Annotated in this window: 26 protein-coding genes and 1 other annotated feature; of the genes, 1 reads left to right on the forward strand and 25 read right to left on the reverse strand. The window is 34.9% G+C overall.

The features are described from left to right. Positions 1-112: 112 nt before the first annotated feature. The 6 genes from G3O09_RS11390 to G3O09_RS11415 all read right to left on the reverse strand — a co-directional run bounded on the left by G3O09_RS11390 (position 113) and on the right by G3O09_RS11415 (position 3406). Positions 113-583 (reverse strand): hypothetical protein, encoded by a 471-nt coding sequence (locus G3O09_RS11390; RefSeq protein WP_163101614.1) that lies wholly within the window; start codon positions 581-583, stop codon positions 113-115. A 163-nt stretch (positions 584-746) separates the two neighbouring features. Beyond that, positions 747-1121, reverse strand: a complete 375-nt coding sequence (locus G3O09_RS11395; RefSeq protein WP_163101615.1) for a VOC family protein — start codon at positions 1119-1121, stop codon at positions 747-749. 466 nt (positions 1122-1587) lie between these two features. Continuing rightward, on the reverse strand, positions 1588-2082 hold the full coding sequence (locus G3O09_RS11400) for a hypothetical protein (protein ID WP_205439647.1): 495 nt from the start codon (positions 2080-2082) through the stop codon (positions 1588-1590). Positions 2083-2191: 109 nt separating this feature from the next. Next, a complete protein-coding gene (locus G3O09_RS11405) occupies positions 2192-2632 on the reverse strand; it encodes an SMI1/KNR4 family protein (RefSeq protein WP_240338412.1) in 441 nt (146 codons plus the stop codon). 52 nt (positions 2633-2684) lie between these two features. Then, positions 2685-2981, reverse strand: a complete 297-nt coding sequence (locus G3O09_RS11410; protein WP_163101616.1) for a hypothetical protein — start codon at positions 2979-2981, stop codon at positions 2685-2687. A gap of 119 nt (positions 2982-3100) precedes the next feature. Then, complete coding sequence (locus G3O09_RS11415) at positions 3101-3406, reverse strand: hypothetical protein (RefSeq protein WP_163101617.1); 306 nt, start codon at positions 3404-3406, stop codon at positions 3101-3103. Between the two features lie 476 nt (positions 3407-3882). Between G3O09_RS11415 and G3O09_RS11420 the strand changes: the two genes are divergently transcribed. Then, positions 3883-4587 (forward strand): hypothetical protein, encoded by a 705-nt coding sequence (locus tag G3O09_RS11420; RefSeq protein WP_163101618.1) that lies wholly within the window; start codon positions 3883-3885, stop codon positions 4585-4587. Positions 4588-4883: 296 nt separating this feature from the next. Here the strand turns inward: G3O09_RS11420 and G3O09_RS11425 are convergent, their stop codons facing one another. The 19 genes from G3O09_RS11425 to G3O09_RS11515 all read right to left on the reverse strand — a co-directional run bounded on the left by G3O09_RS11425 (position 4884) and on the right by G3O09_RS11515 (position 22729). Next, complete coding sequence (locus G3O09_RS11425) at positions 4884-5387, reverse strand: AAA family ATPase (protein WP_163101619.1); 504 nt, start codon at positions 5385-5387, stop codon at positions 4884-4886. A 2-nt stretch (positions 5388-5389) separates the two neighbouring features. Further along, positions 5390-5527, reverse strand: coding sequence for a hypothetical protein (locus tag G3O09_RS11430; RefSeq protein ID WP_163101620.1), 138 nt, complete (start codon positions 5525-5527; stop codon positions 5390-5392). A gap of 195 nt (positions 5528-5722) precedes the next feature. Further along, positions 5723-6934: a DUF6161 domain-containing protein gene (locus tag G3O09_RS11435; protein WP_163101621.1), complete on the reverse strand. Its 1212-nt coding sequence runs from the start codon at positions 6932-6934 to the stop codon at positions 5723-5725. A 143-nt stretch (positions 6935-7077) separates the two neighbouring features. Beyond that, entirely contained in the window at positions 7078-7434 is a 357-nt protein-coding gene (locus tag G3O09_RS11440) for a hypothetical protein (RefSeq protein ID WP_163101622.1), read from the reverse strand. Between the two features lie 195 nt (positions 7435-7629). After that, positions 7630-7959 (reverse strand): 6-aminohexanoate hydrolase, encoded by a 330-nt coding sequence (locus tag G3O09_RS11445; protein WP_163101623.1) that lies wholly within the window; start codon positions 7957-7959, stop codon positions 7630-7632. Next, a complete protein-coding gene (locus tag G3O09_RS11450; protein ID WP_163101624.1) occupies positions 7952-8188 on the reverse strand; it encodes a helix-turn-helix transcriptional regulator in 237 nt (78 codons plus the stop codon). The genes G3O09_RS11445 and G3O09_RS11450 overlap by 8 nt, the downstream gene beginning before the upstream one ends. 310 nt (positions 8189-8498) lie before the next feature. Continuing rightward, complete coding sequence (locus tag G3O09_RS11455; protein WP_163101625.1) at positions 8499-9023, reverse strand: GNAT family N-acetyltransferase; 525 nt, start codon at positions 9021-9023, stop codon at positions 8499-8501. 50 nt (positions 9024-9073) lie between these two features. Next, positions 9074-9302 (reverse strand) — a binding site (T-box leader). Between the two features lie 180 nt (positions 9303-9482). Then, positions 9483-9956 carry a hypothetical protein gene (locus tag G3O09_RS11460; protein ID WP_163101626.1) on the reverse strand — a complete coding sequence of 158 codons (474 nt, stop codon included), beginning with the start codon at positions 9954-9956 and terminating at the stop codon, positions 9483-9485. A 280-nt stretch (positions 9957-10236) separates the two neighbouring features. Continuing rightward, positions 10237-10815 carry a peptidase associated/transthyretin-like domain-containing protein gene (locus tag G3O09_RS11465; RefSeq protein WP_163101627.1) on the reverse strand — a complete coding sequence of 193 codons (579 nt, stop codon included), beginning with the start codon at positions 10813-10815 and terminating at the stop codon, positions 10237-10239. Between the two features lie 328 nt (positions 10816-11143). Beyond that, the gene (locus G3O09_RS11470; RefSeq protein ID WP_163101628.1) at positions 11144-11722 is read right to left on the reverse strand and encodes a dihydrofolate reductase family protein; all 579 of its coding nucleotides are present in this window, start codon (positions 11720-11722) and stop codon (positions 11144-11146) included. Positions 11723-12287: 565 nt separating this feature from the next. Next, entirely contained in the window at positions 12288-13583 is a 1296-nt protein-coding gene (locus G3O09_RS11475; protein ID WP_163101629.1) for an IS110 family RNA-guided transposase, read from the reverse strand. Positions 13584-13768: 185 nt separating this feature from the next. Next, positions 13769-14329 carry a VanZ family protein gene (locus tag G3O09_RS11480; protein WP_163101630.1) on the reverse strand — a complete coding sequence of 187 codons (561 nt, stop codon included), beginning with the start codon at positions 14327-14329 and terminating at the stop codon, positions 13769-13771. A 113-nt stretch (positions 14330-14442) separates the two neighbouring features. Next, a complete protein-coding gene (locus G3O09_RS11485) occupies positions 14443-14898 on the reverse strand; it encodes an SRPBCC family protein (protein ID WP_163101631.1) in 456 nt (151 codons plus the stop codon). 138 nt (positions 14899-15036) lie between these two features. Beyond that, the gene (locus G3O09_RS11490) at positions 15037-15375 is read right to left on the reverse strand and encodes a hypothetical protein (protein WP_205439648.1); all 339 of its coding nucleotides are present in this window, start codon (positions 15373-15375) and stop codon (positions 15037-15039) included. A gap of 708 nt (positions 15376-16083) precedes the next feature. Continuing rightward, the gene (locus tag G3O09_RS11495; RefSeq protein WP_163101633.1) at positions 16084-17121 is read right to left on the reverse strand and encodes a LacI family DNA-binding transcriptional regulator; all 1038 of its coding nucleotides are present in this window, start codon (positions 17119-17121) and stop codon (positions 16084-16086) included. Positions 17122-17309: 188 nt separating this feature from the next. Next, positions 17310-18965: a glycoside hydrolase family 13 protein gene (locus G3O09_RS11500; protein ID WP_163101634.1), complete on the reverse strand. Its 1656-nt coding sequence runs from the start codon at positions 18963-18965 to the stop codon at positions 17310-17312. A gap of 57 nt (positions 18966-19022) precedes the next feature. Next, positions 19023-20561, reverse strand: coding sequence for an alpha-amylase family glycosyl hydrolase (locus tag G3O09_RS11505; RefSeq protein WP_163101635.1), 1539 nt, complete (start codon positions 20559-20561; stop codon positions 19023-19025). Between the two features lie 40 nt (positions 20562-20601). After that, positions 20602-21444 (reverse strand): sugar ABC transporter permease, encoded by an 843-nt coding sequence (locus tag G3O09_RS11510; protein WP_163101636.1) that lies wholly within the window; start codon positions 21442-21444, stop codon positions 20602-20604. A 1-nt stretch (position 21445) separates the two neighbouring features. Continuing rightward, the gene (locus G3O09_RS11515) at positions 21446-22729 is read right to left on the reverse strand and encodes a carbohydrate ABC transporter permease (RefSeq protein WP_163101637.1); all 1284 of its coding nucleotides are present in this window, start codon (positions 22727-22729) and stop codon (positions 21446-21448) included. Positions 22730-22811 lie beyond the last annotated feature (82 nt).

The raw sequence follows: 22811 nt of genomic DNA on the forward strand, positions 1-22811 counted from the left end.
AATGATTGATCAAAATGATGGTTTTCTATTGAGAATATCTATTGTTAAAATAAAGGTCGTTCATTTTAATAACTCTTATTTCACTAAACTGCCCCTTTTGTTCATTAAGAAATTACAATTTAATCCCTTGATGCTTGGACTGGATAATGTACCCACCTTCAGATTCTGACTTATAATATGCCACATTATTTTCCTCTAGATTTATTAAATCCTTGAAAGTAACAGGGATTTTGCAATTCCAATTCAATTTTTCTACCTTAAGAGGGAAATCATCATTATTTGGATTAGGGGTATGAATATAAACTGCATCTGAACCTGCATCTTCATCATCTATAAGAATCCAAGATTGGTATGGTTTTTCAAATGATTCGAGCTTTTTTAATAAATTTTTATATAAATCTATATGTGCTTTTATATGCTCTCTTCTTATTCTCAAACTATCATTCCCAAACCCGTAAAAATCAAGATGGGCATGCCATAAATTAAACCAGCCTTCCTTTCCAAAGTCTAAATCATACTGCTCTACTGCAACCTCTCTCAATAAATTACGAAAATAACGCCTTTTTCCACGGAATTTTTTCATTCTATCCCTCCTAGCTTTTAAAAAAATTAAACATATTAAATATTGCTTATTGAACTATCCTGCCCCTTTACTTCAATAAGAAAAAAAGCATTCTTAATTAAAGAATGCCCCTTTTAGTTTAAGTGTGACCTTTCACTAAATATTACCTTTATATATATATTTCTTACCAGTGCACTTGAAGTTTATTGCCATTTAAATCAAAAAAGTTGAAATAGGCATGTCCTTTATCCTCTTTTATATCCTCAACCTTAACACCATTTTCAATAAGGTGTGTATGAAATTTAGATAATTCTGGACTTGTAAAACCAATGCTAAAGGCTGGGACATTACCAATTGTAAAATGTGCAAATGTATCATCTTCAGTAGGAACTAAGATAAGTAAAAAAGGTCCCTCATTAACTTTTATAATGGCAAATGGATCCTCAGTAATGGTTAATAATTGAAGCCCTAATATATCTCTATACCATTGTGCAGACTGCTCTAAATTTTTTACCGGAATTCTAATATAATGTACTTGTTCAATAAATGATTTACTCATAAACTACCTCTCCTTTATTTAGTATGGTTTATCAAGTAATTCCCTTTTTATATCCCTTTTCCCTTCCGATTTATTGAACTAAACTGCCCCGTTTCTACAATAGAATCATTTAATCATAATTCCATAATAAAGAGCGATAATTCCTCTGAATCACCGCCACCAATAGTACAGATATAATAATTGAATCATTTCTTTTGTAAATGCCTAAAGAACAAGAAAACTCCAACTATGATTGTTATCAAAAATATATTCCCAAAAAACGAAGTGAAAAATGAAACCATCCTAATTCCCCCTTAAATTTTTAATCTATTAGTATTTAGGTTTTTATGAAATTTAAGATTTTCTAGATTAATTGTAATTCCTTCTTTAACTAACCTGCCCCTTTTCTTCAATAGGAGCTTAATATCCTTACTTAATAAAAATAGCGATAATCCTTCTGGATCACCGTCCTGTAATTGAATTAACATTATCTATTTATTTTAAAGAGGAAAACTTTCAAAGAGTCTATAACTTCGTTTTTTTCTTTAGAATCTTCCCATTCATCATCTTCATTTGTAATCTCTTCCATTGGGATCCCATTGTGATATGGAAATCCTAGAAATTCTTCAATAATTGGTTCAAGGTTCTCTATTATTTCAAAATTACAACCAAATGGAAGTTTAGAGTCGTAATCTGATATTAAATTAAACCTAATTTGTGCACCTTGCCAATCGAACCAAACATAAAAAAGCATACCCCGTCGATTTTTTGAGTTTGTTATTTGGTTACGTCTGTTGGATATAACTTTTTCGAAAAAATCCATAAAATCCTTTAAACTCAGCTCAACAGCTAATTCGTTACTAATAGAAATTGACCAAGTATTGTTTGCTATTTCTTGGTCTATATCTTCTTCACTCTCACCAATAAACAAAGGGTCAACGACAATCTCCTCTAAGTCTTGGAAAAATTCAATTTTATTCATAAAATCTCCTTTTGCAAACAGCGTTTATTACTCTATTTTACTATTTCTTATTAAACTAACCTGCCCCGTTTGTTTAATAAGGTTAATCATAAGATAAACAAAGCTCTTCTTAAAGTTCGTTTGAAATAACTTTATTTACAAATTCCTCAAATGTTTTTTCTTCCCTTGGTATAATCGATAAATCCTCATGCCATATATCTACAATTGCCCAATTGTTAGTTCGGAAAAATCCCGTGGCATCTCCAGAGAAGTTGTCTCCAAATAAAAATATGTTTTTTATTTCAGAGTTAATGTCTGTATCGAAAATTTCCTCTGCTGGAATTAACCCCTCATAAAACATGAAATAACCCTCAGAAATTGAACCGAATCCTACTTCCTTTAAGAAATCTATATAATCAATTGGGATTTCACCTAATAATAATTCTTTTTCAAGGCTTTCTGCTGGCAGCTTACTAAAGTTATAATTCGTTGGTGTCTGATTAATTTTTTCAATAATATCTTTGTATCTATTCATTATTACAAGTCCTCCAACAGGAATTTGTTCTTTCACTAAACTGCCCCGTTTGTACAATAAGCGCCTAAATAAAAAAACTTTAATCCTTCTAATCGTCTCTTTTGTCTTTATCTGGCGGTTTAACGAATATGTCTTCTCCTGGTTCAAACCCTTCTGGGTCCCAGTTTTTCTCTTCATAATCTTCTTTTTCAAAAATATTTCTTAAAAATGCGATTGCTTCTTGCCAAGATGAGAAAACCTGAAATGAATATGGTGGTTGACCTATGTCATTCCAAACTGCCCATTTTTTAATTGGCAGCTCAGTGGCACTCCATTGAGCATCATCTGGAATACGGAAAACAAAATATGTATTTGCAGAAGCAGATTTCCAATCAGAAAAATCCATTTCCCTAGCAAACACATCATATTTATTAAAGAATAAATTTCTAAAAATTTCACCTCGCTCCTTTCTTTAAGAGCCGATTGTTAATCAACTAACCTCCCTTTACTTGAACAAGAATTAATTCATTGTTTAACTCTATTTTTAAATATACCAATCATTAATAAAATCATTGAGAGAAGCCAAGGAAAAATAAATCCATAAAACCTTAAAGTATTCCGTTCAGAAGCCACTACGGGGTCAGTGTCAACTGTATTTAATAAATGTATTAAACCAAGTAAACTTATGAAATGTAGAATTGTAAATAAAAGAAAATATATAGCACCAGAGGTTCTATTTTTTAAACTTATCAATGAAGCTATTACTAAAAAAATACTTATCACCCAAATGCTTATTTCAAAGAATGTTCTTGCTTCACTTTCAAATAACAATAAAAGCCCTCCTTTAAAACCTAACAACGAATTGAAATTTTGTTACACTATAATATCTAATATAAAGTAAATTCGTTTTAATAATAAAGTTTCCTTCTTCAACTAAACTGCCCCTTTAGTTTATTAAGAAAAAAGTCATCCTAACGACAGCTTATGTTCGAAAAAGGATGTTTTATTATATGCATTGATCTTCAAAGAACGGGGCGATTCTTCGATATGAAGAATTTTAAACCACTAACATGAATAAACCCGGTTCTGAGTAAGGATGGGGTTAAAAAAAGGTGTTTATTTTTTGATGTGAAATACTTCACCGCTTTTAAAAATATCACAATAAAGTGGTTTAAATTTAAAGGTTATTCGATATTGTACCTACAGTTGAAAAAAATATTGTATTTTTTAGTTATCTAATTTATTATATTAAGCTTTGGTAGGTTGTTTATGATATTAAAACTAAATTAAATTAAGGAATGAGATATATGGTCCATATTAAAGGTAAGGGTACGGGTGGTTGGGATTTTAGAACTAAAGAAGAAAAGGAAGCTGCAGAAAGAGAACGTAAAGATTGGGAAGATGGTGAAAGAGCTAGAAAAGAATTTAATTCAAAGAAATGGATTGAAGGAGTAAAAATTTTAACTGGGTTTGATATAAAGACTGCAGATTTTAATAAATTAAGAACTCAAACTGTTGAGAAGTTCAAATATTTTAAATATGAGAAAATGAATGCTGGTGCCGCTTGCGGTCATGTAGATGGATTAGAAGTTGACTTTGTAAGATTAAATATTTTTGAGGTTGATCGTTTTGATCTTTTAGAAGAACTTAGTGGTGAAAAAAGAAATCATACTCATTTTTTAGAGGATATAGAGATATTAGACGGAAAAAAAGAACTAGTTACTAATTATCTAAGAGATCATTTACATAGAGGAAAAGTATTTTGTTTTCAAGGTTATGGTTATTCGGTTCATATTTACATAGACGACCTATTTATAAACGCAGAATTAATAAAAATGGGATTAGCTAAATTAGCGCCCAGTGAAGCCACTACTTGGCATTTAAATAAAGAGGAATTCGATCCGAATAAAAAAATTGATTTAGAGGAAAATTGGTATTCTTCTAATATAGAAGATTATTTTAGATATAACATGCTTTTAGAAGCTGAACAAATTAGATTAAGTAAACAATAAATTAAATATTTATAAAGTTTAATCCTTTTCTACCTTGTTAATCCACGATCTGAATCCGATTGTGGATTAACAAAACGGGCATAATTAAATAACTTTATTGTAAATGTAACAGCCTTATTTGTATTTAAACGACTAAATTGTCAATCAATATATCGGTCTTTAAAAATATCCTATCATTATCAATGTTATTGTGTATCGTTCTTAAACTAACCTGCCCCGATAGCGAAACAAGAAAAGCTGCCATAGATGACAGCTGGATCCATAATTCTTGTCCCCGTTAGCGCCGTAAGTTACTGTCATTGCCGTTTATTTTCTTCGCTTTGACGGAGGATCTCGTCAACGACGTGCTCGAGCGGTGCGGTGGCGTCGATTATAATTCCGTTTTTCGGAATGTCTTCTTTCGTTTGGTGTAATCGCGCAATGAGTTCCCGTTCCGTTTTTTTTCCGCCAAACTCATTTTCCGGTCGCTCGTCAAGCCGTCGGTTCAATGTGTCAATGTCGACCTCGAGGACAAACACGCCGTCAAATTGATCTATGAATTTCAAAAAGTTCCTAGAACCACCGCAGAAAAATGTTACCGCCTCATCCTGGTTGGCGACCAAAGCTTTTACTTTATCTACATGCCAAATGTGGTTCTCGTGCGTCGCGCTATCCGTCGGTGTACCAGTTTGCGGATCGCCTTGATAAGCCAATTCACGGTCACCATGAATGGCATGGTAGCCGCGCCGCTGCAATTCATTGCAGACCGTAGTTTTGCCGGTGCAGGAAACGCCTTCAATAAGATAATTCCTAATGCCCATGGCTAGACCCTCCATTCAAATGAATAAGCATCGAAAGGTATGCCTATCAAAGTTTTTCCATGAAGTGTAACATCTGCTGGGAAGAAATCTGCTCCAAATTTTTCGCATATTTGTTTTTGTTGAATAGTTGTATTTGACATAAAATAACCTCATATTTTCACTATTAAGGATTAATTCAACAAAAGAAACCCTATTACCTTCTTAAACTAACCTGCCCCGTTACTTTAATAACTTAAATAATAGAAGCGTTAATCCCTTCTTAATCAAAGCACCCATTAGTTGGAGTAAATTATTCAGAAACTTTCTAGTGAGTTTCATAAGAATATATAAAAAAACTATTTTGTTACATTCTTAAATAATTGAGTTGTCAATCCATCAGGTAATGTAGGACTTGAATCACCTTTTAGTAAACCTGTATCAGCTCTACTGAAAATTGATTGAAGTACAATCGATCTCTCTTCTATGGATACGGCTCCTTCCTTTAACAAAGACAGATAAACATATGTTAATTGATAACGCTCGTTTGCATCCTTTGATAAATGGAAAGCACTTGTTGAAAGTTTAATAAAGAAATTCACCATAAAATAACCAACGGAAATTAGAACTGTAACAATAAGGATTGATCTTACTGACGTAACACTAAGTACACTTTTGGCTGTACCTGACGGTAATTTAAAAAGTAGAATTGTTAATAATATTGAAAAAATTACCGCAGAACAAATTGACCACCATTTCCACATTATACCTTTACTGTTGTAATCCTCGCTTAATCTTTTCCAATAAGTTGCGGGACTCTCTAAGCGTAACTTTTCTTGATATAGAGTTTCCAATTCAGTTAATTTATTTTTCTTTTCTTGCAGAAATGAGGAAAGTTCAGTCTCTGTGTTTGACTTCCATTCCTCTGTTGATGAAATGATTTCTTCTTTCCAGTTAGTTACATTATTAGAGAATTGATTGTATTCTAATTCCACATCATTGATAATGCCTTGAAAATTATCCCTTATATTTCCAAGTGCATTAAGTTCTGATTCTTCAATCGTTGTTGCAATTTCAGGATGATCTAATGACATCGATAGGAACAATCCATCCATATAATCTTTATACTGCAAATGACTATGATTAAGAGCTTGCAAGTTACCTGCAGTAAGTGAATTTAAAAGGTAATGTATTGCTGCATCTGCCTGAAGATAACTAGATTCATACCGTCCCTTAATAAAAGTTCCAACCGCTGTACTTGAAAAAACTACTGGAAAACTGTTTGTTTTTAACAAATTTATTGCTTGGTTAATTTGATTCTTTGAATAATCTATATTTGATTCTTGGTGATTTATTGAATCGTTTATGTAGTTATGAATCTGTCTAAAACATTCGGATATTCTTGCAGATTCACCTTGAGTACAGTTGCTCCAATATTCTACCTCTTTGGCTAAAAAACTGTTGAATCTATCAAGTGATTTGAAACTCTTAGTTGTTTTATCAGGGAAAAGTGTGAATGTTAGTTCTACACTTTCAAAGTACAATCGAAGCTCCTCGCTAAATTTATTCATTTAAAAACGATACTCCTTTATAATATTTAACCAAATAATACCACTAATCTAGTGAAACTTAATACTATTATTAACTAACCTGCCCCTTTTGTTAAAAAGGATTTCAACAAAAAAGGCCGTTAATCATCCTAGATTAACGCCCCTTATCGATTTTTGTAATATTCCTCTGGACTTGTTATTCCATTTTCAATAAAAAATTCAGCTTCGGATTCAATTATTTCTATGTAGTTACTCTTTTTAAACGGTTGTGTTAACTTCGAAATTCCTCTTAAACTTCCTTTAACCTCAGTTTTATTATTGTTAACATCTACAATAACCGTTAAATATACCTTTTGATTATATTTTACTACCCCTGTAACTTGCTTTCTCTCTAAATCAATTTTATATTCGGGTTCGATTGTTAATGGTGCAAATGCTGTCCATCCTCCTGAACCATGTGTTGATTTTAGTCCAACCTTAAATAAAAAATAGCTAACAAGTTCTTTTATTTTAGATAGCATTTTATCCTCCGAATTTATCTTTACAAGAAACATTATAACAATCCTTTGTTTAACTATTCTGCCCCTTTAGTGACAATTAATATTGTCTAAATTCAATATAAAAGGCGATAATCCTTCTGGATCATCGCCTCGTTTGGTGTACAAAGACACTAAAAGCTATTCTATATACCTTCAAGTGGAAGGCATATAGAACCATTAAATAAATTCTTTTCTATACAATCTTATCGAATGAATGGCACCTACCAAAAATACGATTGCTTGGAAAAAGAGTAAGAACTGTCGAAAATATTGAATATCACGATCCACCCATGAAATAAATATGCCAGTCACTATTAATTGTGTAATAAACATTGTTGAAGTAATTTGTAAATAGATTGCACTCGTTCTTTCGTCTGGTTTACCAAGCTTCTTTCCCACAAAAAATAGAGCCAGCAAAGAACCTACATAAATAATCATCATAATTCCTACAAAAATATTAAAATTCACTACACTTTCAAGCATCCATCTGTCTAAAACATTAATCATTGTTCTCTTCCTTTCCAACATATGAGAATATTTCATTTATATCTACTTCAAAAAATTTTGCAATTCTATAGGCTAATACTAAAGATGGTGAGTAATTATTCTTTTCCATAACAAAAATAGTTTGTTTGGAAACTCCAACTGCATCTGCCAAATCCTTTTGAGACATCCTCTTTAACACCCTGAATTCATATACCTTGTTTAAGATTGAATCACCAAAGCTCTCTTTCATAAGTCCGCCTCCCTATATTTAACATAATAAACTATAATTAACTAAAAGTAAAGTTTAATTATACTTTTTATAACTAATATTTTATAAAACCATGGTTAGTTTTTAGATTTTATAACTAATACTTACTTTATTAACAAATAAAGAAGCATTAAACCTTTGTTTAATACTCCTTGCTTTGCTAAATATAGAAAAATCTCAAGATTATGTTCAACTAATCTGCCCCGTTTCTTCAATACGCAGCATATACACTTAGTTCAAGAAAAATAACGATAATCCTCCTGGATCATCGAGCCCCTACTTGAAGAAGAGGTTAGGTAATTTGAGAAAGTACTGAATTTATATTTTCCCACTCATAAATAGATAAATATAATTCTTCACCCTGGATAAAAACAGTTGTTGTTTCAGAGTGATTTGCACCCATTTTTTCATAAAAGAACCTCGATTTATTATCTTCTAAAACCTCTACAAATACTTTTTTGTATCCAAGCTCTTTAAAGTGAGTAAATAATTTCTCCACAAGCCTTTTTCCTATTCCTTTACCTTGAAATTCTTCAAGAATATATATAGAGGTTAAATCGCCTGAATCAACTACTTGATTTGTTTCTCTTTTTCCTCCATCAGTAAAACCAATTATTTTGCCCTCTTCGCTTTCTGCAACTAAAACATAATTATCAGTTCTAGCAATGTTTTGCACCCAAGCTTGCGTTCTTTTTTCATAAGACATTCGTTCTAAATAAACATCAGATACGATTCCTTTATATGTGGATCTCCAACAATCGACGTGTACCTTAGCTATCCCTTCGGCATCTGATATTATTGCTTCTCTAATCTTCATATTAACTCCCTCCATTTTCTTGTTTGAAAATATAAAAAGCCTATCGTCTCAAAAGAGACGATAGGCTTTACCTAACGTGGTACCACTCTTCTTTGGTTTGTAAATAATACAATAACATTCAAACCATCTTATTATCTTTTTAACGATATACACCGTTTAGACCTACATTTCAGTCTAACCACTCATAGGCGAGTTGGGGAATATTATTGACTACCTTTCAGCATGCGGTAGCTCTCTGAACAATAAGAATTCCTTAATACTCCTAATCATCGTGTTTGTTTATGGTAAATTTTAACTTATTATATATAATATTATAATATTCTGTCAATAAACTTATTCAGTTAAACTGCCCTTACTTCAATAAGAAAAGCCGCAAAAAAAGGCAGCTGAATCTTCAACTCTTGCACCTGTTAGCTTAAGTACATTTAATCACAATATTTTAGTTAAGTTCACAAAGACTTATCGCTTTCGCTTAAGTCCCTTAGTTCTCACTTCCCATTTGAATTTTCCATTATTTTGCTTAAGTTGTTGTTTCACCAATTCTAATTCATAGAAATTTAAGTTTGTTTTTTCTACAATCTCTTCGTTTGATTTACCTTCTTTTAAAAGTGCTCTTGCTTTCTCGTATCTTGATACCTCAAACTCAAAATAACCATGATAGAGTTTGAGCTGCTCTCTTACGTCCTTTAATTCCACATAGTTTGTTGGTATCATGTGAACAAGTTCTTCATCCGTTTTTCCTAATTGAATCAGGCTTCTTGCGATTCGATACCTTTCATTTACAGTTCCTGTACCATAACCCATCCTATACCCGTCATCCCAAGCGGTATCATAGCATTCTTTACAATGAAGGCATATGTCTTGGTCTTTCTTAACAAAACCTGTAAGAATGATTACAGAAATTGATGTTAAAAGAAAAAATGTTTGTTTCATAAAGCCACACCTTTTTATCTTAGTATGACCTGTTAGTTCACTAAAGAGTCAAATACGCATTATTCGTTTTTCTTCTTCTTCAACTAAACTGCCCCTTTAGTACAACAAGGAGCTTTATATACACCTTTATTACCTTATATGCATATTATCTCAATTCAATAAAAAGAGCGATTACCCTTCTGGATGACCGCCCCCTTTAGTACATTAGGTAAGTTCAAAAAAACAGCATTAATCCTTCCTGGATCAAACCTCAGCAGTTAATAAAGTACAAAGTCAAACTTTAATTATCAATGATTAATAAAGGTCCCCAAGGAGCTGGTATTATTGATTTTTCTTTGATATTTTGTCTCTTAAGTCCAAATTTTTCAGCATAATAGTTAAGCATTTTAAAAACAGTAAAACGATGATAACTCCCATTGAGAAATTGCGGTTCATTTCGTCTCTTAGGGTCTATCTGCCAAAGAGGTATTGAAACACTTCCTGTATTATTGTTAAATTCATTGATTGGGACACTGAAATTAATATGTTCGTTATAGCCATCTGCAACTGCTATTACGGTGACCTCACCCATATTCTTCATAGGGAATCTAGGGTCTTTAGGGACCGTAACAGGTATTATTGCTTCCCCTTGGGAATTTGTTAATTCTGTTGCTATTATCTTCCCTAATGAATTTATTACTATTAATCGAGCGTTGCTTATTGGAGTACCTTGTCCTTCCGATTGATTTATTGTTGTTGTCACCTTAGCAGTCAGTATTGCAGACACTGTGTTTTCACTTGTCTCCGCAAATACTGATAGGGAAGAAGTTAACTCAAAACAAAACATAATAAAAAATAATAATGAAATCTTTTTGACCAAGGATACCACAACCTTTTTACTGGTTTTATCCTCAGTATTTTTTGATTTTTCTTCAATGTATATACACTTGATGCTTGTTCAACTCCCCGTTAGTCGAATAAACAAAAAGATCGCCGCAGCGATCACCCTCATTTACTCTTGCCCCCGTTAGTTCATTTAGAAAAGCGATTCTAGAAAATCGAATCTAAAAAAGGTAAGAAAAGAAGTATCAATCTTTAGTATTAACATCCTTCATAATCATGGAATTTAATTAAAGCAATTTCTTCAATTTGGAACTACGTGGTGATTTAAATTTACAGGAATTTCAGACATTTTTTTAAAACTCGTTTTATTTGACGGTTTCATACCGCATCAGCATTGAACCACTTGTTTCGTAAAGCTTGGTTTCTATCAACTTCATGTCGTGACGTGTTTCTATGTTGTCGAAGAAACGTTTTCCGCTACCCAAAATGACCGGATGAATGATGATTCGGAGTTCATCAAGTAAACTAGCATTAATCAAACTTTGAACAAGACCTGCACTCGCAGGAACAATGATATCTCCCTTGATTTCTCTTTTAAGCTCCCTTACTTTCGACATTACATTATAGTTAAGCAGAGAAATGGTATCATCGTAGTCTCCCCAGTGAATTACCGTAAGCTCATTATTATTAGTTGCTACATACTTTTGAGTTTTATTCATGGCGTCAGCCCAATCTCCCTCTTGGAACGGCCAATATCCTGCAAAGCCTTCATATGTGACCCGCCCCATCAAGATTGCGTCAGCCTTCTGGAACATGACAAGACCATCATTTGTGGAATCCACGATGCCAGCCATTGCCCAGCTTACCATGTTGTTTTCTTCACCTTTTGGCCCCGTAAAGATACCGTCCAATGTGTTGCTTACGTTTGCAATTATTTTCCCCATATATCCTCCTCTATTCTTCTTGAATTTATCGAGTAAAAACATCTTCTGAATTAACTTCGATTTACTTACAAATGATCGCTTCTATTATTCAAGAAAATGGCCCAATGTTGAACAAAGGTCAAACAGCACTCTTCAACTAAACTCCCTCAATAAAGAAAGCGAAATCGCCCGTTTTCTCTGGTTTTCTCAGTATTTCACAATTAGATAATTTGGTGTTATATGTCATTAATGTGGTTGGATTTATCTCGTAAGGATAAATTTGGGCCTTTGAAGCAAAAAGACTCATACCTCACTAGCCACTCACTTACAAAAAATGGTGGATGAGTAAAAATATGATCGCACTGGTGGATGTCCACATATCTCATGGAGGTCAACCCTCCCATGCCTCACAGAGTCTTCGCTCTCAAATTCCTTCGTCCAACCTTTCCATGAGGTGGATGTCAGTCATGCTGCCCCACAGGGTCACTGCCCGAAGTTTAGTTGCTTTGCTGACTAATCCGTGCTTCAAATGTACGTGACGTATGACACCAAAAAACTACTCGCTACTCAAGTGTTCTTCGCTAGATTACGCGGCTATTTCAACTTCCATTCTTTCTCTCATATGAGGGATATCCTTTAACATTCTCTCTTCGCTAAACTCGAATTGTTTCTTCCCAATGGCAAAGAAAATAGTGATTAACTTATTACATAAAGCAATCAGTGATTGCATTTTTTTCAGTGGATTATCTGGACGTTGGGTGTAGTATGCATGAAGTGCCTTAAAGGCTGAGTTCTTTGCGACCAAGATCATACAAACCCTGAAGAGGAGAGCCCTTAGCTTCTTCCTACCTCTTTTAGTAATCTTGGTTTGTCCTTTATGTTTGCCCGAAGTGTTCTCCTTCAAGCTTAACCCAGCCAACTTTATGATTTTTCTAGGGTGGGAATACTCTTGCAAATCTCCTACTTCTGCAAAGAATCCAGCAACGGTATCCCTTCCTACACCCTTGATCGCCAACATTTGCTGGACACCCGGGATATGTTCAATCAGTTTATCAATTTGAATATCTAATTCTTCGAATTTCATTTGGATTAAATCATATTTATCAAGCAAGGTGCTTAGCTCTAGTTTGGCCATAGTAGAGCCTTGGCGAAGTCCGATGGACTCATTGGCTGCTTGTTTCAACTTTTGTATCTTGTTCAGTCCCACACTACGCTTCACTGCTTTTCTTAGATGATTCAATAAATCTTGGTCAGAGAAACCAATCAGTTCATGCGGTAAGACTCCTAATCTTAAAAATTGCAAGGCTGCTTTCCCTTCCCATTTTTTAAAGACTTTCAGGAACTCTGGAAAATATCGATCTATCCAGTTATGAATCTGTCCCTGGACCGTTTGAAGGTCATCAGTTAAGAGATCACGAATTTTTTTCGCCACGCGGAGTTCTGCATAAACCCCTTGCGGAATCGTAGGTTCGGCGTATCTCCCATCTTTGACCAACTGTGCAATGACTCTAGCATCTTTCACATCGTTCTTGGTCGGTGAATTGTCGTCGAGTTCCTTGCTTTTCTTAACATGCAACGGATTTACAGCTACAAACTTAATCTCATTCTCTTTTAGAATGTGAGCTAAATTAAGCCAATAATGGCCAGTAGGCTCCATGCCTACTATCACTTTTTCCATGTTCTGTTCTTGCTTCAAATGATAAATCCACTGGAGAAATAGTTGAAATCCCTGCTTAGTATTATCGAAATAACAAGGGGACCCGAACTCCATTCCTCTATAGTCCTGCGCGCGTGCGACATGCTTGAACTTGGCAATATCAACACCTATAATAAGAGTCTGAGAAGTAATTTGAGCAATCTTTTCATTTTGGTTATAATTCATGTTAGGCCTCCTGGTATTTGAGTAATGTCCTTTTCGCTGGCCAGCTTCAGGACTCTCTCATTCTACCAAGAGGTTATTTTTTTGTTCAAATCTCATTTTCAGTCATTACAGGAATGCTGCCCCTTTAGTTCAAAAAAAAGCCACCAAATGGCAGCTGGAACTTCTCCAATTTCAACAAGAAAATCTTAGTTTATTTGTTTTGGTATCGAACTCAATCCAAACGATTGTTCAATTCTGATTACTTTACATATTAGGAAACCTATCATAGTTCCTAATGCATTTAAGATAATATCATCTATATCGAAAGCTCTGTTAGGAAGCGTTAATTGAATAAGTTCAATTAACAGTGAAGTTAATAGACCTACTAAAATAACATTCCGCAAATTGTTAATCCTCTTATACTTTAAAACGAGAATGAAACCCAATGGCACAAATAATATGATATTACCTAAAATATTTTTTAATGAAACCATATAATAATGACTATTTAATAATTCGTAGATACTTGCAAATGGTACAAAATTACTTGGCAAATTTAACTCAGGGAACTCCTCAGATGAAGTAACTATTTCAAGTGGAAAAAGTGTTAGTCCAATTACAACCATCACACTTATGTAATAAAGCAGATTTACTACTTCTCTTTTTAACTCAAATTTCTTTTTAATAAAAAGAATGTTAACAGCCTTTAGAATTAGCCATATTACTGTGATTGATATTGCAGGATAGAGAAAATGGATTCTTAACAAAAATTACACGTCCTTTTTTACATAATATAGCATTTAATAGTGAACATAATAAGTACAAAGAAAAATCAGATATCTTTCTTATTCAGCTAAACTGCCCCTTTTGTTAATTAAGGTTAATACATATTTTCAGCAATATTTTTCAATGCCTTTGCCCGAGAAACAATAAATGCCCTCATATAATTCTCCAAAAACAACTTGTCAGCTACAACTCCAATTTGGCCGAATGGTGACTTATACTGGAATGTATCTATCATTATTGTTCCATCTACTTCCTCGATAAATCGATGGGTATGAACAAAGGACTGGAAAGCTCCCTCCACCATAATATCTACAAACTTATGAGGTTTTTCCATTAATGTCACTTTGGCTGTCAACTTTTGTTTAATACCAAAGTGAATGGCTTCCCAGGTAACAGTATCTCCCTGTTCTAATAACCCTTTTGTCACTCCACCAACAGCTCTTTCCTTCGTTTGAGAAGTCGTTTGAGTATGAATATCTACGTTCCTTGCAAGGTCAAAACATACTTCAACAGGTGCTTTAATAAATTGTTGATGCTCAATCACAGGCATTTTATAATCTCCTTTTTACAAGCACAGCCTAACATTAATTATAATTCGTCTAAGTCGAAATTAATTAATGTTTCTTCAACCTGCCCTTTAGCAAAAAAAAGAATATCTGCCTTACTGGGCATCTACCTTTTTCCAGCCTCAATCACCCAATGCGAAAATATGCTTTTTTAGAATTATAGCTTCTTTACAAAATTCTTTTAGTTCAGAAGCGAAGTTCCTTACTTCTCGTTCAATATCTTCTTTCGAATTGTATTTTAATAATATTTTCTCGCAGTTATTTATTAAATCTGGTATGTCTTTAGTAAAAATGATTTTATCCCCATAGGGGTTTAAACTTAATAATAAATTGAAGTCGATACTTTGATTGTTTTCTCTTTTTCTTAAATAATCATGTATTCTTTCATCAAAGTGAACATATTTTTCTGCTTTCTCTGCTTCTTTAACGGTAACCGCCATTACGAAATCTATCCCACACACTTCTTTCATCCCCAATGCCCATTTAATTTTAGGATTTTTGTTATTCCACTAAACTGCCCCTTTAGCACCAAAAGAAAAAGCTGCTGAGATGACAGCCTTGATCACAGCGATTGCCTCCGTTACTATAGGTAAATTTCTTAACAAACTAAGAGTTAGCCATTCTTACATTACAGGAATGCTGCCCCGGTAGTTGAAGAAGGATCAATATTATTGGTACTCAAAACGGCACTGAAATTGACAGCAGTTTTGGCTGTCTTTTTTAATTGTACAATACTTATTGTCCATCATAAAAATGATGTCAATTGCTATGTAAAAGTTAAATAAATTCCGCAGAAACCTTGATAAATAAAGTAAAAGACGTATGCCAATTCATACGTCAATTCTTGTGTCATTTATTAAGAAAGCACCCGAAAACGGAACCTCTAGTGGATTATTCTAAACTACATTATTTTAACTAACTCATAAACATGCCAGTAAAAAAGGTCGACTGATAGGCCTACCTCAGATTGTCGACAAAAGGTATCGAGTGTACGCTCTCTCGATACCTTTTGTCATTTTGATACGTATGGTAGGCGAAAAGGTTGATTTCCGCTCCAGGCGCTTGCTTTCCTGGGGGCGTTCGCCCTTCGCTGCAATAACTTCTCTAGTTCTTAGTTAACTTTTTCATTGTAAAAGAAAAAAGACTGATAGTCGACCTTTATTCCTCTATTATATTGTCACAGTTTCTCTATTATTCGCGCATGATTGCCTCTTTACCAATTCGTGAGGCACAATGAGTCGCTTCACAGGCTCTTTAGGGTTTTCTAAAAGTTGAATCAAGCTTTTAGCAGCTTGATAGCCTAGCTCAAAGATATTAATATCGACCGAAGTCAGAGGAGGCTTGGAAAGCTCTGAGAACAATACGTTATTAAAGCTCAAGATTGAGATATCATCTGGCACTGATATATTCATTTCTGACAATGTATTTAAGACACCAAGTGCCATAAGATCATCGGCTACTACCAATGCTGTAGGAGGGTTTTTAAGGTTTAGAAGTTTGCTAATCGCTTCTTGCCCACCTTCGCGTAGAAACTGACTGTGGATAATAAAATCGTCATTGCTTTGAATCCCAGCTTCTCGAAGTGCTTTTTCATATCCTAAAAGACGTTCTATCGTAACGACAAAATTCAAGTCTCCGCCGATAAAACCAATCTGCTTATGTCCAAGGTCTAGCAGATATTTCGTCGCTTCTTTTGTCGCTTTGTAGTTATCATTATCCACATGTGTGATTTGCTCAACATCTTTAAATGGCTTACCGATTACGACAAAGGGAAATTTACGTTCTTTCAAATATGTTAGAACACGGTCTTCAATGCGAGAGTAAAGAAGGATGACTCCATCTACACGACCTCCTTGGACCATTTGCACCACGCCATCATAGATCTCATCTTCCGTTTTTCCCGTACTGATTTGAAGGGCATATTGTCTTTCATGTGCTCCTTCACTCAATCCACGTAAGACGGTTGGGAAAAAAGGATTTTGGAAGAACACATCTGTCGAGTTAGGTAGTACTAATCCGATTACCTGTGTGGACTGATTCGCTAAACTACGTGCAATGAAGTTAGGATGATAGCCTAATTCATTCATGGCTTCACGTACTTTCTCCTTTGTCCTTTCACTTATACGAGGGTTATTCGCAATTACCCGAGAAACGGTTGATGGCGCTACTTTTGCCAATTTGGCCACATCTTTAATTGTTATAGCCATTCTACTCTACTCCTCCTTTCCTAAAGCGCTTACATAACAATCATCTATTTATTGAAAATTTTTACAATCCATCCGTTTATTAAGGGTGCAAATTATAAAATTTGCACCCTTATTACATTGATTTAAAAGAATGAACTTTGAATAACAAAACAATTTCTTGCTGCTACCGGCAACTTAGGCCTATTCATTTATTTTAATACATAAACTCTAGTTTCGTAAGGGTTTAAAGTAAGATTTTCAGCTGGTGTTTCTTGGACATTTTTATAATTGTTCAATACTAAATTATATGATTCCAAGTCCACTGCAAACGTTTGCTCATCTGCACCAAAGTTACAAAGGACAATTGCTGACTGATCGCCATAGGTTCTTTTATATACATATACAGCTGGATCTTCTTCCATTAACAATTCATAGTTGCCGTATATGAATACTTCATTGTCTTTTCGAAGAGAAATCATTTCTTTGTAGAAAGAATAAATGGAATCAGGATCATTCAATTGCTTTTCAACATTGATGTCTTTGAAGTTTGGATTGGTTTTCATCCAAGGAGTCCCTGTCGTGAATCCAGCGTTATCTTGATCATTCCACTGCATAGGAGTACGTGAGTTGTCACGACCACTTCTCCAAATGATTTCCATGATTTCTTGATGGGAACGACCTTTAGCTGTTTCAATTCTGTAGTAATTTTTCATTCCAACATCATCATAATCATCAATCGATTCGAATTGGACGTTTGTCATTCCAATTTCTTGACCTTGGTAAATAAATGGAGTACCCTGCATCAAGAAATAACACGCACCAAGCATTTTTGCACTTTCAGCCCAATACTCTTCGTCATTTCCCCATGTAGATACGCTACGTGCTTGGTCATGGTTCTCGAAGAATAGCGCATTCCAACCTTTTTCATGCAAGCCAGATTGCCACTTTGTTAAAGTCTCCTTTAATGCAAGCACATCAACTGTATTGTTATCTCCTTTTTCCCAAAGGCCTAAGTGTTCGAATTGGAAAATCATATTGAACTTTCCATTCTTTTCTCCCACCCATTCATCCGCTTGATCGATTTTCACTCCGTTTGCTTCTCCAACCGTCATGATATCGTACTTGTCGAACGTTTCTTCTTTTAATTCTTTTAAGAATTCATGGATGCCTTCTTGATTTGTGTGCATCTCAAAGGAAGAAACATAATCGATCTTTTTTGGATTTGGCATGTCAGGTAAACTAGGACGTTTTTTGATGTGGGAAATGGCATCCACTCGGAAGCCATCAATGCCCTTATCCATCCACCAGTTGACCATATCATATAGCGCTTTTCGAACTTCTTGATTCTCCCAGTTTAAATCTGGTTGCTTTACAGCAAATAAATGAAGATAATATTCATCCGTCTTCTCATCTAGTTCCCAAGCGCTTCCTGAGAAGATACTCTCCCAGTTGTTTGGTTCTTTACCGTTCTTCCCATCTCTCCAGATGTACCAATCCCGTTTTGGATTATCTTTAGAAGAGCGAGACTCAATAAACCAAGGATGCTCATCGCTTGTATGGTTGATCACCAAGTCAAGAATGACCTTCATCCCACGTTGATGTGCTTCTTCCAATAAAAGGTCAAAATCTTCCATGGTCCCAAATTCATCTAATATATCTTGGTAATCGCTTATATCATATCCGTTATCAGCATTGGGGGATTTGAAGAATGGACAAATCCATAAAACTTCTACGCCAAAGTCCTTTAAGTAATTAAGTCTCGAGATTATCCCCTTTAAATCTCCAATTCCATCTCCATTACTATCCATGAAGCTGCGTGGATAAATTTGATAACACACAGCTTCTTTCCACCAATATTTATTCATCCTATATACCTCCCGATTCTAAGTTGGTTATAGACTTTTGAATCGTTTTATTAATGATCAATCCGGTTTTACTCTTCTTGACCTTTTTAAAACTATAATGATAAACACTACAAAAGCTAGGTATACGGCTCCCATAGTCACTAAGTATGGAATATTCAGGCCTGATTTATCTGCCAATGCATAAATCTCAGCTTTTTCACGATCAATGATTAACTCATACTTTCCATCCCTCTCACGGACAAGATCACCAGCTAAAAGACCACGTAATTCCTTGTCTTTTGCCAAAGTATCTTCGCTTAGTGAAACATTTTGAGATTTTGAAGTATTATTAACCGCCACTACAATCGTCTCGTTCTTATAGGTACGTTTATATACCGCCATCCCATTTTCTTCATGTAGCAATTCCAGATTACCTCTGGTAAGTGCAGGCAATTGCTGGCGTAACTCACCTAACTTAGTAATATAATCAATCAATTCTTTATCAGCTTTAAACCCCATAAACCTTCTATTATCAGGATCTTCTCCACCATCAAGTGCAATTTCAGATCCATAATAGACAATTGGAATTCCAGGGACAGTGTATAGATATGTAAGCGCCAATTTCCATCGTGTCCCAGGGTTTTGTTTATACTGAATAATTTCCCTTGTAAAACGTGTCATATCATGGTTATCCATGAAATTCCCCATTAGCTCAGGACGATCAAAAAATGCCTTATTTCTGTCTAGAGAAGTGAACAACCAAGCTAAACTGCTGTCAGGCTTTGCAAAGGCAGTACGAAGATGTTCGTTTTGCGCAAAATCAACGAATCCATCAATTCCTGAAGCTTGATAGGAAGACACAACACCCAAGTCATCATGCCAAACTTCACCTAATAGATAAAAATCTTCTTTTACTGACTTTACTTCTTTTGAAAAATCTTTCCAGAAGTCCTTTGGAACATGCTTAACAGTGTCCAGTCGATAGCCATCTACATCAGTTTCTTCTATCCACCATTTGGCAGCATCCAACAAGTATTGTCTTGTTTCGGGATTTTTCTGATTTAAGTCAGGCAAATCATATAACCAGTTATTTTCTACTTCTTTTTGGTCATTCCAATTTGTTATTGGTTGTTTTTCATGGAACCATTCCTTTTTGGATGCATCATTTACCCATGGGTGGTTAGGACCCACATGGTTCACGACGAAGTCCAAAATGACTTTCATGTCACGTTTATGTGCCTCTTTGACAAGTTTTTTGAACTCCTCCATCGTTCCAAAATGTTCTTCTGTCTTATAGAAGTCACGAATCCAGTATCCATGGTAACCCTTTTCTTCATTATCAAAAACAGGTGTTAGCCATATCGTGGTATAACCCATATCCTTCAAATAATCCAGTTTTTCGGTGATGCCTTTAAAATCTCCACCGTTATATGCTTTTGGATCTTGTACATTAACTTGAAAATCGTTGCTTGTATCACCGTTATTAAAACGGTCGACCATTATGAAATAAATCGTTTCATCCTGCCATTTACGTTCTTCTTTTTCGACGGCACCTACAGGAAGGGCGTAAAAAAGAAGAAACGGAATTAAAATGAGTGAAAATAATGACTTTCTCATTTTCCGCTCCCCCTTAAAATACCTATTTAGCCCTTTAAGATTATCCTTTTGTACCGCCTGCCGTCAAACCTGATACGAAATATTTTTGGAACATCAAGAATAATGTCGCAATTGGAATTGCAATTAGCACAGCACCTGCTGCGAATTTGGTAAACTCATTTCCGAATTGCTTTGCTACCATTTCATACAACCCGACCGCCATAGTAAGTTTATCATCTGTACGGAGCAGGATTCTTGCAAGGATAAAGTCCCCTAAAGGTGCAATGAATGAGAATAGAGCAACTACCGCGATGATTGGCTTTGCTAATGGCATAACAATTTGCCAGAAGATACGAAGATGTCCTGCTCCATCCATTTTTGCAGATTCATCAAGTTCTTTAGGAATCGTGTCTAAGTATCCTTTCATCAACCAGGTATTCATTGGGATTTGGCCTCCAACGTATACAAGGATTAATCCTAGATGTGTATCAATCAACCCAGTACGGTTTGCTAGAACGAAAATAGCAATTAGTGCCGCAAAGTTTGGTACCATTTGAAGGATTAAGAATGTAAGGAGACCATTCTTTCTCCCGATAAAACGATAACGTGAGAAGGAGTAGGCAGTCAGAGATACTGAAATGACTGTCAACGCCATTGTCGCAACACTAATTTTCATAGAGTTCCAGTACCAAAGCAGGTAGCTTGATTGGTCAAGATCAAATAGATACTTATAATGAGCAAGCGTTGGATTCTCCGGGAACATTCTAGAGCCTGATAAGCTTTGACCTGGATTTAATGAAGATCCAATTACCCAAAGCAATGGATATACAACGATAAAAATCACTGTAAGGATAATTAAATAAGAAATCGTGAGTCGGATGAGTTTATTTTTTTTCATGCTCATATTACATCATATCCTCCTCTTGGAAAGACTTCGTTCTCTTGAATTGCCATAGTGCAACGGAGATAACAATTACAGATAGAATCATCGTTACAGCAGCAGCTTTTCCATATTGAGCGCTCGTCATCGTTAAACGATAAATCCAAGAAATTAAAATATCCGATCCCCCGGCATTTTGGCCTGGAAGTGCAGGTCCGCCTCCATTAAATAGGAAGATAACGTTAAAGTTGTTGAAGTTAAATGTATATTGTGTGATTAAAATTGGCGCAGTTGCATAAAGCACTAAAGGTAAAGTGATTTTAAAGAATTTTTGCATGATGCTTGCACCATCCACTGTTGCTGCTTCATACAATTCATCCGGAATCGACTGAAGAACCCCAGTTGTCATGGCAAATATGAATGGGAAACCAAGCCACGTTTGAATCAATATTAATGCAACACGTGTCCACATTTCATTCGTCATCCATGATATTCCATCTAATCCTAACAAAGGTAGGACCGCTTTATTCACGACACCGAAAGTCTCATTGAACATGCCTGAGAAAATCAAAATCGTGATAAAGGAAGGAACTGCCCAAGGAAGAATCAGCATTGTACGAATGATCGCCTTACCTTTTAGATCCTTTTGATTGACTAGGATTGCAAGGAAGATTCCTAAAGCAATCTGTAGTGTAGTTGCTACAAAGGTCCATACTATCGTCCAACCTAGAACGCCAAAGAATGTTTTTCTCCATATATCCAATTTGAAGATATCAACGAAGTTTTGGAACGCTACCCAATCCACTAATTTCGCAGGTGGTGAATGATAGAGGTCATAATTCGTAAATGCCAATAAAGCAACGAACAAAATAGGGAAGATTACTACAAAGATTAATAGGAAGAATCCTGGTGTAATCATTAAGTATGGGAAACCATTATCGATTAAATTATGGTATTGCTCCCTAACGGAATGAAGGCCAATACCCAAGTCGCGCTTTTTGCCGTTTTTATAAGCATCGAAGATATTTAAAGCATATATGCCTAGCCCTATAACCGTTATGATTAAGGCGATGATTCCGTCAATTAAAAGGAAAATGGAATGATCAAGTCCTGCAATCTCACCTAGTGTGAATAGGCCCCAAAAGCCCATATTCAATGTATCAGCAAAAACTATGCCAAACGAAGATGCTAAAACTAAAAAGATAAGTCCTTTTACGAATTGTTTATTATAAAACTGTCCGAATCCAGGTATGATGGAAAGCAGAGCAGCGTTTCTTCTATGTTTATTAGCAGTTTGTACAGCTTCCATATGGGCTTCAGCCTCCCCTTTCTGCAAATAGGAGAAAGTAATTGTAGTCGTTTATATTATCTATTCTAATAGAAAAATTACA

This window comes from Peribacillus alkalitolerans (assembly GCF_010882125.1).
Lineage (GTDB): Bacteria > Bacillota > Bacilli > Bacillales > DSM-1321 > Bacillus_BN > Bacillus_BN alkalitolerans.